This is a genomic window from Sorangium sp. So ce117, from assembly GCF_051524395.1.
In the GTDB taxonomy this organism is placed as follows: domain Bacteria; phylum Myxococcota_A; class Polyangia; order Polyangiales; family Polyangiaceae; genus Sorangium; species Sorangium cellulosum_B.
Genome location: NZ_CP150309.1, coordinates 4674152 through 4688833 on the forward strand (window position 1 = coordinate 4674152; position 14682 = coordinate 4688833).

Here is a 14682-nt window from a genome sequence, read left to right on the forward strand (position 1 = left end):
CGCGGCGCGCCGAGGCCGCCCTCGGGCGCTCACGGCGCGATCGACAGTCTCCCCTCGACGTCTCGCGCCGTGTGCCGCTCAACCCAACCAGAGGAAGGAGCCGTCGTCGTCTAGGATCGGCAAGGGCTCGACCTGCGCGAACAGCTCGGCGCTGGTGAACCCTTCGTGCACGTCGCACGGGGCCAGCAGCGCCTCAAGCCATCGATCGATCAGCGCAAACAGCTGCGCCCGCATTTTTGCGGTCGTGTGCGTGACCGCGTGGGCCGCGTCGCGACGGAAGGAGTGCACCGAGAAAGCTTTGTTCAGTGCCTTGAAATCATGCTCCGGAGCCGCGACGTCCGGCCGCTCCATCCGTCTCGCGACGGCGAAGTAGGCGAACGCCTCGAACGATGCGAATGAGTCGCCAGGTGCCGTGCGGGTGAGCGTGCCGTGAGGCCACGCGGCCTCCGCCCGCTGCCACGTCGCGTCGGCGCCGTCCGGCGCTCGATAATAGTCGAGCTTCAAGGCCCAGAGGGCCCAGACGCGGAAGATCTGCTCTGGCAGCGCCAGGACGGACATGCACGCCAACGCGTCCCCCGCGATGGCGCGGGCAGCCTCAAGCTTGAGGAGCAGCAGGAGCGCCGCCGTGCGCGGGTCCGGATCGCCCCCGCGAAACCCGGCGAGAGTGTCGACAATCCGCACGTTGCCGCCGCGGAGGGATCCCTGGACGCGGCTGGAGAGGGCCTCGATTTCCCGGTAGCGCGCCTTGACCCGATCAACGTCGGCGGCCCTGACGGAGAGGGCCTCCAGCACCCTGGACGCGGCCTCGACGGCCAATCGGAGTTTGCCCCAATCGGTGTCCATGCCCGGCTCGCCTTCGTTGCTGGCGTAGAGGATCGCCATCACGCGAGCGTGCACCCCTAGCAGCCTGACGTTGCCGGGGCTCGTCGAGCGATCCGCGGCCTCCAGCATTACCGATGCGACGTCGTACTTCTTGCGCTGGTAGAACGTCCTGGCACGCTCGAACAGGATCCGGGGATAGGAGCTCTCGCGGTGCTCATTCACCGCGTCTTCGATGGCGCCGCGCACCGCGGCCTCGCCGAGCGCCTCGGCCCGGAGCGCGTCCTCCTTCAGGAGGATGTTCTTCCAGGGGTGGTGCGCCAAGGTCTGGAGCGCTTCGGTCTCTTCGCTCCCCTGGTAGAGGTCGACGACCGAATTGCAATAACGCTGCTCCTTGGGGCGATCGAGCTTCCTGACCAGCGGGCGCATCCGCTGCACCGCCTCCTCGCGGAGCTCACGGCGCACGCTCGCCGTGAGCTCCGGCTCCTTCATGCGGATCCACCGATCGACGACAGCTCGGAACGGCTCTGGATACCCGCCGGTGAGATCGCTCGCCAGCTCGATCACGTGCATGGGGGCGCGCTTCTGCGAGCGGCAGAGCTCCCGGAGCTCCTCCTCTGAAGGCGCGTCGACCTGCCGCATCGAGTGCGTGTCGCCGTAGTCACTGGCGAGAAGGATCTGCCCGGCGCGCTCCCAGCGCTTCTTCAGCTCGTCGTAGCCAAACGGCGAGATCGTCACGGTCCGGAGGCGCATGGCATTCTCGGCGTCGCGGAGGGTGCCGAGCACGAAGCGATCCAAGGAGTCCAGGAAGCGGTGGAATCGCTTGATGATCTGTACCACCGGCCGCCCAGTGGGGAGCGTGTGGAGGAAGCGCTTCAGCCGCGCGTCCGAGGCCACGTCCGACCGCTGCGGCGGCAGGCGGACAACGTCGCCCCATTGATCTTGCAAGAGCGTCAGGTAGTCGTCGACGCCCTTGACGGTGTCGGGGGCGAGGACGGCAACGAGAGGGCGCGGCGTGAGCGCGGCGAGGCGCTCGGCGATCTGCTCCGCAATGGCATTCTCGCCGAAGCCAGGCGGGACGACCAGGTTGTAGCTGGACGAGGCAGTCCGGTGCACCAGCCCGTCCACGACCTCGACGACCAGCTCGTCCTGCTTGTGGACGCCGATCATGATCTGTCCTTGCGCAGCTCGCGGTTGCCGTCCTCGCGCAGGAGCGTCGCGTCCTGCCGGAGCGCCGAGGCGGTGAGCGGGATGCGGATGCGCACGCGCGGGCTCCCGGTCCGACCGTCAACTTCGAGGGCCCCCTCGCCGGTGAGGGCCTTGAACGCGTCGAGCCGCTCGACATCGTCGGTCTCACGGAGATCCGCGCCCGCGCTCCCGTCGGCGATGGAAAGCCACGGGTACTCGGGCGTCGTGCGCTGCGCTACCTGCACGAGGATCAGCTTGGCGATGGCCTGCACCCGCGGAGTGAGGCGCTTCAACGACTCGAAGATGGGCGCGTAGAACCGGACCGCGTCGATCCGCGGGCCGCTGGCGCGCACCGTCCCGGTGATCATCGCGTCGACGATGCGGTTCAATGACGCGGGGGTCAGCGGCCGGCCCGCGGAGAGCATGGCGGCCGAGTAGCCGAGCATGGTCAGGTAATACGGGTGCCCGCCGGAGAGCTGGTGCGCTGTGCGGGCCAGCTCGGCGAACGCCCCTTTGGCGCAGACCCGATCGCGGGCGCGCAGCGGGAGGAACGTCTGCTCGATCGCCTCACGATCGGACTCCCAATCGAACGGCGGGATCTCGAGCTGGTCGATGCTGCCGAAGAGCGGCGCGGCGTAGTCGTCGACGAGCAGGCGCTGCAGCCCCGAGCCGGCGAGCACGAGCGAGATCGACTCGGAGTGCTGCACGATCTGGCGGATCTGCCACATCAGCTGCTCGACCTCGTACCGCTGCTGCGCATCAGCGAGCAGAGGCTCGACGAAACGATCGAACTCGTCGATGAACAGGGCCAGGCGCGAGATGGCCCCCCTCGACTCCCGCTTCATCCGGTCCAGCAGCGCCTCGAGGGCGTAGGAGAAGGACGCAGCGGGGTTGAGCCCGCGCGCGAGGTGGGTGATCTCGGCCCGATCCTCGAGCGCGGCGCGGATCGGCCCGTTCTTCGCGTCGGCCTCGAGCGCGGCGATGATCAGGTCGAAGAACCTCTTGGCGATCGAGGTCTTCTCGAGCGCGAGGCCGGACACATCGAGGAACGCTGCCGTGACGCGCCCCTGGCCTGGCGGCAGGCTGGCCACCATCTGGCAGAGGAGGGACGTCTTCCCGATCCTCCGCTGGCCGAAGATCATGATGCTCCGCTGGCGCTCCTCGGCGAGGAGGTTGCGCTCCACGGCCTTGATTTCCCGCTTCCGACCGTGGAAGTTCCCGGCGGTCGTGACGGGATCACCGGAGGCGCCGGGCCAGCCGAGGCGCAGGTCGTGCTCGTTCAGCGGCTGTGCGGAGGCGCTCTCCGCGATGCGCACGGTCCACGCTCCGCGTACGTCGATCCGATTGCTGCGGATGGTCTGCCCGGTGACGCGGTAGGGGATGTCGAGCACGTCGCCGGGCGGCCCGAGCTGCGCGCGCGGGATGCGGCCGAGGAGGAGCGTCTCCTTCACGAGGATCTCGTCGACTGCGATCTCCGCCTCGATGCCGGCTGCCTCTCCGCCGATCCGGATCCGCAACGACTCCGGCAGGTCGAGCGAGGGGACCAGCCGGATGGGCAAGACCACGATGCCGTCGGGCTCTTCGCCGACCGTCGCCCCGTCGAGCGAGCAAGTGACGGCGCTGCCGGGCATCTCCCCGGCGCTGGGCTCGATCCGCGCGAACAGGAGCGTCCACGGCTTGGTGTTGGCGCGGCCGCGGGACTGCTCGTAGAGCGCGGAGGAGATCTGGCGCGCCGGGAGGCGCAGCTCCGGATCCACCTCAGCGCGCTCGAAGACGGTCACGCACTGGCTGATCAGATCGTCGAACGGACGGGCGGTGTGCGCGAGGTGGCGGAGCGCCTCGAAGCGTCGAATCCGGTAGAGCATGTGGAGCAGGTTGCTGCGCGGACGAGCGCTGTCCTTCACGCCCGTCAGCGCGTTCCAGAGGCTCGCGGCGAGCGTCGAGCTCCCGGTTCCTTCGCGGACCTGTATCGTGCTGGCGGTCGCGAGCAGATCGGCGATCCACCGATAGGCGCGATCGGCCGGGCTCGTTTCCGAGAGCTGCGCGAGCAGATCGGGCAGGCGCTCGGGACCCACGTTCGCGTCGTCGACGAGAACGCGCGCCAGCGCTCGAGGGAGGAGCGCGTCGATGTGCGGTGTCAACCCATAGAAGCTCGCGTCCGAGCCCCTCCACACGCTCGCCAAGGACGCGTTCCGGAACACCTGGAGGATCACCTCGGGCTCGTCGTCGAGCGGCGCGTGCGTGAGCGTGACAGCATACGCGACCTCGCCGCCGGTCAACGTCGCCTCAACCGACTCGGCGTCCTTGAGAAGAAGCGCAGCGCCGACCGGCCGCGCGCTGCGCCAGTCCTTCTTGTGGATCGCGTTCCGCAACGCCTCGGGCGAGGGGGGCGGGAGCCGGGCCTCGCGCTGCGCCTGCTCCTGCAAGAACCGGCGGATCTCCAGGGCGACGTTGACGGGCGGTGGCACGGTCCGCTCCCGCCGCTCGGCACGCGGGGGCTCCTGCGCGCCCAGGGGATTACCCTGGCGCAGGGCCAGGTCGAGGATCGATGCGGACGCCGTCGACTGCGGAGCGATCTCTCCGACGAGCCGCAGGATTGAACGCTCCGGGGCGTTGTTCTCGATCTGCTCGGCGAGGTCGAGCAGCGGCCTGGCGGCCTCCTCCCGATCGTCTCCCTCGATCGCGTCCTTGATGCGCGCCGGGATCCACCGCTCGAGGCTCGCGACCAGGAGATCGACCGTGTTGGGATCATCGTCGCGGTAGCGGAGCTTGCCGCGCATGAACCTCGCGCAGGTCTTCACCGCCATGCCGAGGCGGAGCGACAGCTCGTCGTCGAGCCAGAGGGCCGGGCGATCCACGCGTCGCGCGAAGGCGGACCAGCTCTCGCGGAGCGAGGCGCTGAACACCTCGAGGCGCGCCGCGTCCTCGAGCTCCAGGAGGTGGCTCCGCTGATCGCGGCGAGCGGCTCGGATGGCCTCCGCTCGCTTCGTGAGCTCCTCGATGGGGAGATTGTCGACCTGCTCTTGACCCGCCTCGCGCAGGAACTCGACGAGCGCGAGCCGCGCGGGATCCGTTCTCAACCGGTATACCGCGACGAGGTCCTCGAGCTCGACGATGAGCTTCCCGGCTTGATCGAGATCCAGCGACGCGAAGGCGGCGTCGAGATCCTTGAGCCAGAGATCGAAGTACTCGTCCTGATCGCGCGCGGCGTGCGCCTGCGAGAGGGTCGGCTGGTGCTCGTGACGGATCGCGTCGATCTTCTGGGCGATCGCCTCCTCGACCTTGCGCTCGCCCTCGGGATCGCCCTTGACGGCGCATCGAGCCGCCAGGAGGGCGTTGGTGCGGAGGTACACCTGCGCGGCGGTGAAGGTGTCGGGGGGCGCCACGCCGCGGGCGGCGCGCAGCCGGTCGACGGCGAACCACCACAGCGGCACGACGCCGTCCGTCACCGCACGAGGCCAGGAGAAGATCATCCGCGGCCTCACCACCACGTTCCAGATCACCAGGCTCACGACGCCGCTGGAGGACAGCTCGCAGCGGCGACCGAAGTCCGCGGCCAGCCCGAGCGGCGCCGTCGACCCGACACCGAGCTCGTCGACGGCCTTCTGCAGCGACGTGCACTGGTCGTTGCGGGCGAGCGCAGCCTCCCTCCGCAGCGCGGCGAGCGCGTCGTCTGTCTGCGTCCGCCGCACGGGAGCGCCGAGCCGGCGCCAGCGTTGCAGCTCCTCGTCGAAGCCAGCGAGGTACGCGCGCGTCTGCCGGTAATGCGTGTCCTCGAGCTCGCCTTTTCGGCCGCTCTCCCGCGCGCACTGCTCCACCATTTCGTCGAGCGTCCCATAGGAGGCCCAGGTGCGCGCGACGGCTTCGACGTCTCTGGCGTGCAGCGCATCATCGAGCGGCAAGAAGTACCGGGCGCGGGCGATCACGCGCAGGCGGTGGTAGTTGCCCCTCATGCCTGGCGGGTTCCGGACCAGCTCGAGAAGGTGAGCCTGTGACCGCGCCGCGTCCTGTTGTATCGTTGCGGCCGCTCCTGCGTCATCCCGGCGGATCAGCGCGCGCAGGCTCCCGGGCGTTTCTCTGCGCTGGTTGCAAAAGGCGCGGTAGACGGCGAGGCAGGTCGGATGAACGTCTGGGTAGGCGAGGAAGCTCGCGAGGTAGTCGAGCGCCTCGAGCTGATCGGACATCACCGCCGCGGTGAACGTCATCTCCGCGAGATGGCCGCGCAACGAGGCCGCCTTGTCGGCGAGCCGCTGGAGATCGGCGAAGCTGAAATAGGCGAGCAGGTTGGCCCTCTGGAAGCGATCCCCCTCGACGATCAGCGGCTCGAGGAGCTCGGCGGTCTCTCGTGAATGGGTGTGCCAGGTCAGCGCGAGCGCGATCCCGGCCAGCTCGATCCGGCCTTCGAGCGCGGCCTTCGGGTGCTTCGAGGCGCCGAGGAACGCGGCGAGATCGAGCCAGTGAGCTGGGGTGAGGTCGCGCACCAGATCGTCGAGATCCGCGGTCGGATCGAGCACCGCGAACCGCTCGATCATCTCCTGCGCGCGCGCCTCGCTCTGGGTCTTGCGGGCGAGCTCTTCCCTCAGTCGAGCCGCTTCTTCTTCGAGCCGCGAGGCCATCTCGTCGAGATCCGCGACGCCGCGCTGGACGATCGGGGCCGGCGTGCGCGACAGGCGCTCGGTCAACGCGAGGAGCTGCTGGTGCGCGTTGAGAACGCGAGACGCGCGCAGCTCGAGACTCGAGAGTCTGTCGTTGGCGCTCTCAAGCGAGTCGCGCTCGACGAACGCCGCGTTCTTCTCCAGCGGTGGCGCCGCCGAGAGCCAGGGGATCCCCGCCACGTCGAGCAGCCTCTTCTCGACCCTCGAGTGGAGCTCGTCGAGCAACTGGAGCCGCTCCTGGTAGCTCTGCGCGGCCTTGTAGAGCTCGCCGACGCCCGCTCGGAGCGCACGGAGAGGCAGCTGGTCCCAGCCCTGCCAGTTGCGGAGGAGCTCAGTCAGCTCCTCTGACATCGCCGCGCCGGCGGGGATGACGGGCGGCTCCGGAGCGGACGTCGTTGCAGGTCTGGACGCGTCGACCGACGGCCGGGGGGCCGCGCCATTCTCGACGGGCGCCGGCGCGGGGCCTGCGCCGCTCGACGCGGGGGGAGCCAGCCGAGGCGCCGCGACGCGCGGCGCCTGAGAGGGGACCTGCGACGATGGAGCGCCGTCCCCTGCCACCGACGCGAGCTCGACGCCATTCTGCGAGAGGATCGCGAAGAGGCGCGGCCCGAGCGCCGGAGTGTTCATGGCGGCGAGGCTGGCGTACCGGGCCACGAGCAGCGCCTGCTCGGCGCTTCGCGGGTTCTCCGCGAGCCACCGCTCGAACCGGGCCGGATCGAGCCGCAACGGCTCTTGTGCCGACTCGCAGATGGCCTCCGCAGGGGGGAGCCCTTCCTGCTTCGCGAGATCGTTCCAGATTCCGTGCGACAAATGGCGCTGGAGATCCGTGATGCTCCTCGGGCGGTGGCGCTGGTTTCCCAGCACTTTGCCGAGGCGCGCATCGTACATTTGCATGGCCTTCTCACGGGCACGCTGTGAAGCCATGACGCTGATGACCGCGCCCCCGAACTGCTCGTCGTTGTCCACGGAGAAATGCGGACCGCGCGCGACGACGTCGACGCGCTTGAAGACCGCGCGGAAGAACTGGCGCAACGAAGGGTGCTTGATCGCGCGGCTCCACAGCGAGGGGTCCCACAAGGCCTTGCAGAGGCCGTTCCCTTTCGACCAAGGGAACGGCGGGTGCGCGTCGACCGGTCGAGACACCGGGAAAGCCGGGATCGTCGCCCCAGCAGCGTCGGAAGGGACGGGCGAGGTCTCGGCTGTGGGCTCATCGGCGCTCATCTCGCCTCCATCATCGTCGGATCCTCCTTGCTCGCCGGCGAGCCGATCTCCGCCAGCGGCGCTTCGCGCGCAGCCTCGAATCTGCTCTCGTACCCTCTATCGGGTTCGGCCTCACCGCGCGCCACCACAGGCTCAACGCGCGGTCGACAACGATCGGGTCGGCGCGGCGGGCCGGGCCGAGGTCCCTCATCACGCGCCGCGGAGGGCGGTTGAGCGAGGCCGGGGGCGGGCACGGTTGGGCCGATCAGACTAATGACTCGACGCGGGGGATGGAAGGCGATCATGGAGCGCTCACGGGGAACGACGCACGAAAGCCAAATTATCTGACAGTCGCTTTCGGAACAAAGTCCGATCCGCGCACGTTGGCAACCAGTGTGGGTTCGCCTCGCACATCGCGTACAGCCGGGCCTCGTCGAGCCGCCCGGTGTCCCGAACCCCGGTCGCTGCCGGCGCCTTAAACCGCTATCAGCTACGTGTCTCTCTCGAAAATGGGATCGTCGTAGGATGGGAGGATAAGAGAGATGCCTTCTAGCCGGACCGACCTGGTGCCCCGCCGGCAGGGCGGAGCGGGGCGAGCCAGCCAGGGCGGGGAACCCCACTGGCGCCAACATCCCCGTGCAGCCGCGCCCGCCGATCTGGCTCCGGGCCGCGCCGGCATGTAAGTTCGGCACCGGAATGAACCCCGGTGGCTCGGTGTCGTCGTGGATCTCGGACTGCACGGTCAAGTGCAGCGGGGGCGCCCGCTGCACTCGCGCAGGAGACGGTGATTGCGGGCTAAGCGGGTTTGCAGCGGCCGCGCCAGTACGTAGAGTTCGGCTCCGTGTTGGTGGGGCCTGACATCCCCGCTCGGGAGTCCATCGCCTCAACGTCCCGATGATCGAGGACGAAGTCCTTGATGGTTTCCCGAAGCCCGATGATGTCGCGCAGCGCGCCGATGGCCTTGATGCGTCGCTTGTAAATCACAGAGAGAGGCAGCCCCGCGTTTTCGGCGATCTGGGCCATCCAGACTCCGTTCAGATCGTGTGCCACGAGAACGACGCGCAGCTTCGGGTCGAGCTCGTTCACCGCGTCGATGACGCACGATCTGATGCTGTCGGATTCCATCGCAGCAGCGGCATCCGGTGCTGGATCGGCTACATCGATGAAATCGACGAGCTCGTCCCTGCGGTGCCGCATGCGCTCGTGATAGTGCCAGGCAGCGTGTACAGTGATCGCGTTCAACCAGCGTTCAGGCCTGCCACGCTTCGGATCGAACCTGGGCCAGCTCTCCCAGGCATTGAGCCAGACTTGGCCTGCGACGTCGGTACGGTGGCACCGTGGGACCCCGAGCCTCCCCAGCCAGCGCAGCACGGCACGAACCTGCGCCGGGCAAAACAGGCGCGCGTGCGCGGCGGCGCGCTCGTCTTCATTCGACAGACGATCCATGGCGTTACCCTCCCCCGCGGGCAACCGCCCCTAAGCGGGTCTTGCCGTGCGTCCGCCTCATGCGGCACCGGTAAGGGTCTTCCCCGTCCTCTACCAAAGGAAGACGTCAGCCGTAGCTGCTCAGTTCCCGTAGCGGCGGCATGCTCGCCAGCAGGCTCCTGATGGTGTGTAGCTTGGTGTGTAGCTGCGAAGCGCGGCGGCGCTCATCCATGGCTCCCTACGCCCGGAAGTGTCGTGTTCAGCGGAGAGCGCTCTGCGTCCTCCCAGTCGGACGCGTTGGCGGAGCTCGTCCCCCCTTCGTCACGCTGTAGCGGGAAGCTCGTCAGCGTGGCGGCGCGCTGGACGAGCTCCGCCCCCGTGGCGGTGCGGACAGGGAGCGGCGACCGAAGCCGCGGCAGCGGAGGCGGCGGGAGCTTCGCCCGCGGGCTCCTGGCCGCAAGCACGGGAGACGGCACCACGGGCGGAGGAACGTCGAGCGCGCGGGGCGGTATCGTCGGCGGAGTCGGTGGCGCCGAGCTCGGCGCCACCGACTCCGCGGGAAGCGCCGAGCTCTCACGCTTGGTGCTGGGCGCACCGATCTGCATTGCCACCGTCGTCTCCGCGTCCGTTCGGTGGTCGTCGTGCAGCCGCCACAGGCGCTCCCAGTACCGCGCAGGCGTGCCGGTGAAGGACTCCAGCTGCCGGGCAAGGCCGGGCGTCATCGGCAGGTCGCTCCTCAGCAACCGCTCCACCTCCCTCGGTTCCAACCCCGTGCTCTCGGCCAGCTTTCTCCTCCACGAAGGCGTCGTCGCGCAGAACGACTCGAGGACCCTTCCTGGCCAGGGGACAGGGCGCGTGCGGGTTTCCGTCAGCTCGGCGAGCGCCGCGTCGACGTGACAGTCCAGGAGGCGCCGGTATCGGTCTCGCTCGCCCGCTGCCTGCTCCTTCGCATCGGTGAGGGCTGCCTCCTCGTCATCGTGCGCGTGCTCGCGCGCCTCGCGAAGCCCGCGCTCGCGTCCCAGCGCTTCGCGCGCGGTGACCGCGAAGCCGATCGCGACGCACGCGATCATCGCGAGCCCGAGCGGCGACACGAGCCACATCGCACCCAGCATGTCTTCCATGAACTTTCGCCTCCTGGACTTGAGCGTCTTTGTCCGACGCAAGGCGGATCTCGGCGTTGCGCTGCGCGGAAGCAGCACCGCTATACCCGCCTGCCTAGCTGTTGATGGGTAGCCGACGATTCAGCGAAGCTGCCTTAACAGCTCTTCGCGCTCTGCGGCGAGCCGCCCTCGCGGGAATTGCCGCGCGTGGGCCTCAAGCAGCCGCCGAGCCTCGACGTCGGCCATGACGTCGTTGGCCTCGATGGCCCTCCGCGCCTGGTTGACCAGGCTCCTCTCGACCTCGCCGGCGGTCGGTCGAACAGCGCTCGCCGGAGGCGCGGCCCGGTGACTTCTCGTCTTCGCGTTCGAGGGAGCGGGCGTGCCGGTCACCATCGCTTCGCCGTGCGCGCTTCCATGTTCCGCCCACGACGAGATCTCGTGCGCGGTCGCCGCGGCGTCGGGCGCCCCATCTCCGCCGGCGGGCCCCGCGGCGCTCTGGGCGCCATCTCGCGCGGGGGGCGCCACGGCGTCCTGCTCCGCGGGCGCGGTGGCAGGGGCGCGAACCGCCGCCACCCTGATCCACGATTCCAGGTCGGGCAAGGGCGGCACGGCGGAGACGAGCGCGCCGGTCAGCAGGACGAGCGCGGCCTGAACGATGATCCTCATGCCCAGCCGGCGCAGCGAGGCCACCCACGACGCGCGACGGCCGAAGCCCAGTGCAAGCGGCACGCAAATGCGCCCGTCCCTTCCCTGAGAGCGCTCCTGCGCCTGCCACCGTCCCCCCTGCACCTCGAGCTCCTTGTGCGCCCGCCGGTGTCGCGTCTTCACCGTGTCCAGCGGGAGCCCCTGCTCGGCGGCGATCTCGGCCAGCGGGATCTCCTCGAGGTCGTGCTTGATCACGAGATCCCGGTACTTGGGATCGAGTTGGTCGATCAGCTGCCGGGTGAGCTTTTCCCGCTGCCGTCTGCGGAGCAGCTCTTCCGGCGTGGGGAGCTCATCTCGGATCTCGCGCTCATCGAACGACGTGAGCACCTCGCCGCGGCAGCGCGCGTCCCGGACGTGATTGCGCGCCTGGTTGACGGCGATCGTGACGCGGTAGGGCCCCGGGTCTCCGCCCGGCTCGATCCGTTGGTCGGCGTCGAGCCCCCGCAGCAGCGCCTCCTGGGCGATATCCTCGGCGTTTCTCGCCGGTACACCGTGGCGCCTGGCCAGGCGCCGGAAGAGCTCGAAGCCGGGGGAGACGGTCTCTGGCTTGGCCACGGTAAGCAGCACACGCGAGGCGGCCCAAAAGGTTCAGAGAAATGAGTCGAGGAGCAACTTCGGTCGGACAATGTGCCGCCATGTAGTTTCTTGGACTACGTTTGGCCATGTCTGACGGATGGTTGAACGCATTCCCTCATCCGACCGCCAATTCCCACCGAAGCCGCCGAGACGTGGCGGTTTCTGCCGGTTGACGCCTAGCAGCCGGCGTCGGTACCGTCGCGGCATGCGTTGCATTGCGCATTCGCTCTCGATTCTTCTTGTGCTCGGGGCCGCAACAGGCTTCCCGAACTCGTCCAGTGCGGACGATACCCATCCGAAGGCGGGACCGAGCGACGGGTCGACGGTGAAGGAGCATGTTCGCCGTGGTCAGAAAGCGCGCAAGGCCGGGCTGTGGACCGAGGCAACCGCTGAATACAAGGCAGCTTTGGAGGCCGCGGACGCGGCGACCAGCACCGAGGTGGAGCGCGCGGAGCTCGCCGGCGAGCTCGGCCTTTGCGAGCTCGCGCTGCACAGGTACCGCGACGCAGCCGAGCACCTGGCCAGGAGCCTAGAACAGCGCGAAGCGTTGCCGGAAGCGCTCCAGCGGCGATTCGAGGCAGGGCAGCGCAACGCAGCGCCGCACGTCGCGCGGCTCGTGCTCGGCGTCGATCCGCCCGACGCCGAGGTGCTCGTCGACGGCAAGCGCATCGGCCGGACCGCGCGGACCTACACGCTGTTCTTCGAGCCGGGCCAACACATGGTGCGGGGGCGTGCACCCGGCTGCAAGGACGCTCTTCATTCCTTGCGCGCTGTGGCGGGCGCGGAGCACGAGTTCACGATGCCGTTGCTGTGTGCGGCGGCGAGCGGCACCAAGGACGCGAGCGGCGCCAAGGGGACCGCGACCGCGACGCCGACTCCCGTGCGTGCTTTGCCCCCTCCGCGCGCGCAGGCCCCCAGCCCGTGGGCTTCCTGGCCGGGGACGCTGCGTGTCGTGGGAATCACGCTCGCGACGGGCACCGTATCGACAGGCGCCATCCTCATGATCAGCGCCAGCAAGCTCGATCAGGATATGAGCGCTCGGCGTGACCAGCTCATGACCGACCCAGGTTCGAGCTCGTCGATGTGCTGGCAAGCGCCAGAGCGCTCGCCATGCGGCGAGCTGCGGCGGCTGCGCGACGCGCGCAACCTGTCCGACCGGGTGGGCATGGCCCTGGTCATCACGGGCGGCGTGATCGGCGCGGCAACCGCCGCGTCCTTCTTCACCGACTTCTCCTTCCTGGGCCGTACGTCAGCTCAGGATCGGGTCCAGATATCGCCCGTCGTGACCGGGCACGAGACGGGCGTGAGCATCGAGGGGGTGTGGTGACCATGCCGAGTACCGAGGGGATGCGGCCACAGGCAGACCGAAGAGCGTTGGCCGCCGCCGTTGCTGTCGTGGTCTGTGCGTGGGGAGCGAGCAGCACGCTGATGGCTTGCACTTCGTACCGTGACGATTGCTGGGAAGTGATGGAGTGTGTCCCTGCGCCTGAGCCGACTTTCTGCGACGGCGACCCAGTGACCGCAATGGCGCTCGACGAGTGCGGGGTGTTCGTCAGCGAGCAGGGCGACGACAACAGCCCCGGAACGAAGGACGCTCCGGTGAAGACCCTGCAACACGCGATTGGGCTCGCCGCGCATGGGCGGAGCCACGACGAGGAGCCGACCCGGCGCGTGTACGCGTGCGGCGGGGAGTTCACGGAGACGATCTCGCTGCCCTCGGGCGTCGACCTCTGGGGCGGGCGTCGGTGTGACGGCGGGGATTGGTCGTACGAGGGGTCATTCGAAGGGCCGGATCACCCGACGATCATCGCTCCGCCGGGGGGGATACCGCTGCGGATCCTCGGGGAGGAGGGTGCGGCGCTCGCGGGGAACGACGCGACGTCGGTGATCGCCGGCGTGCGCGTTGTCGCGGCGGACGCCTCGGCGCGCGATGGCAAGTCGTCGATCGGGATGATTCTGAGCACGGGGGCCAGGGCGAGCGTGCGGGAGAGCGTCATTCTCGCGGGCGACGGCAAAGATGGAGAGCCGGGCAAGGACGCGCCGAGCTATCGAGCGACGGATGGCGTGGAGGGGAACGATGGCGCGTCTGCCTGCACGGCCGACGCCGCCGTGGGCGCCCTTCCGGTGGCCAACATGTGCGACGACGGCATCGAGTCGACGGGCGGATACGGCGGCGACGGCGGGCTTAACGGCGGTGGCGATGGCACGCGAGGACAGCCCGAGCCCGCGGAAAATCCCGAGGGCAAAGGTCTTGGAGGAAGCGGTGCAGGCAGCGCACTGTGCAAAGACGGGGCGAAAGGCGCGTCGGGCGCCGACCGTGGTCGCGCTGACGGCGCGGCTGGTGAAGGGTATCTCAACATCCACGGATGGGTCGGCGTTCTGGGCGAAGACGGAGAGACGGGCGGCGTCGGCCAAGCGGGCGGCGGGGGTGGCGGCAGCAAGTCGCGCGGGCCCATGTATGCGTGTCCGACAAGCCGCCCCCAAAGTGGTGCGGCCGGTGGCTCGGGCGGAAGTGGCGGCTGCGGCGGCACGGGGGGCAGGGGCGGCGGCTATGGCGGCGCGAGTATCGCCATCGTTGCACTGGAGGACACCGAGTTAGAGCTAGCGGCGACGCTGATTGTCGCGGGTAACGGTGGCAAGGGCGGGGTTGGCGGAACGGGCCAACTGGGCGGCATCGGTCAACTGGGAGGTCAAGGCGGTTTGGGTTTTGGTAATGGTATGTGGAACGCGTGCGACGGCGGCCGGGGAGGTGACGGCGGCCGCGGCGGTGATGCCGGTGGCGGGCTCGGCGGCGCTTCGGTCGGCATCGCCTACGTGGTCCCCCATTTCGCCATCCTGCCCGGCACGACCATCGAGGTTGGGGGAGCTGGAGACGGCGGCCCCGCAGGAAACGCCGATGCCAATGACGAGGTGGGCAAAGGCGGGCCCGGCCCATCGGGTCAACTCTATCGTTTCGGTGCGGAAAACGAGCTGCCCCGCTGAGTCGCTCACCGCAGCGCTGCCGTCGAGGAATG

7 protein-coding genes are annotated in these 14682 nt (G+C 69.2%); 2 read left to right on the forward strand and 5 right to left on the reverse strand.

Translation table 11 applies throughout. The features are described from left to right. Positions 1-78: 78 nt before the first annotated feature. The 5 genes from WMF46_RS17450 to WMF46_RS17470 form a co-directional block, all read right to left on the reverse strand. Positions 79-1989 carry a hypothetical protein gene (locus WMF46_RS17450; protein WP_437986631.1) on the reverse strand — a complete coding sequence of 637 codons (1911 nt, stop codon included), beginning with the start codon at positions 1987-1989 and terminating at the stop codon, positions 79-81. Beyond that, positions 1986-7883, reverse strand: a complete 5898-nt coding sequence (locus tag WMF46_RS17455) for an ATP-binding protein (RefSeq protein ID WP_437986632.1) — start codon at positions 7881-7883, stop codon at positions 1986-1988. The genes WMF46_RS17450 and WMF46_RS17455 overlap by 4 nt, the downstream gene beginning before the upstream one ends. Before the next feature lie 774 nt (positions 7884-8657). Beyond that, entirely contained in the window at positions 8658-9308 is a 651-nt protein-coding gene (locus WMF46_RS17460; protein ID WP_437986633.1) for a sigma-70 family RNA polymerase sigma factor, read from the reverse strand. Between the two features lie 203 nt (positions 9309-9511). Next, positions 9512-10408 (reverse strand): helix-turn-helix transcriptional regulator, encoded by an 897-nt coding sequence (locus tag WMF46_RS17465; RefSeq protein ID WP_437986634.1) that lies wholly within the window; start codon positions 10406-10408, stop codon positions 9512-9514. Between the two features lie 120 nt (positions 10409-10528). After that, the gene (locus tag WMF46_RS17470; protein WP_437986635.1) at positions 10529-11647 is read right to left on the reverse strand and encodes an RNA polymerase sigma factor; all 1119 of its coding nucleotides are present in this window, start codon (positions 11645-11647) and stop codon (positions 10529-10531) included. A gap of 118 nt (positions 11648-11765) precedes the next feature. Between WMF46_RS17470 and WMF46_RS17475 the strand changes: the two genes are divergently transcribed. Both WMF46_RS17475 and WMF46_RS17480 read left to right on the forward strand, forming a co-directional pair. Next, positions 11766-12995 (forward strand): hypothetical protein, encoded by a 1230-nt coding sequence (locus WMF46_RS17475; RefSeq protein WP_437986636.1) that lies wholly within the window; start codon positions 11766-11768, stop codon positions 12993-12995. Between the two features lie 20 nt (positions 12996-13015). Then, positions 13016-14650, forward strand: coding sequence for a hypothetical protein (locus tag WMF46_RS17480; RefSeq protein ID WP_437987903.1), 1635 nt, complete (start codon positions 13016-13018; stop codon positions 14648-14650). Positions 14651-14682: the final 32 nt, after the last annotated feature.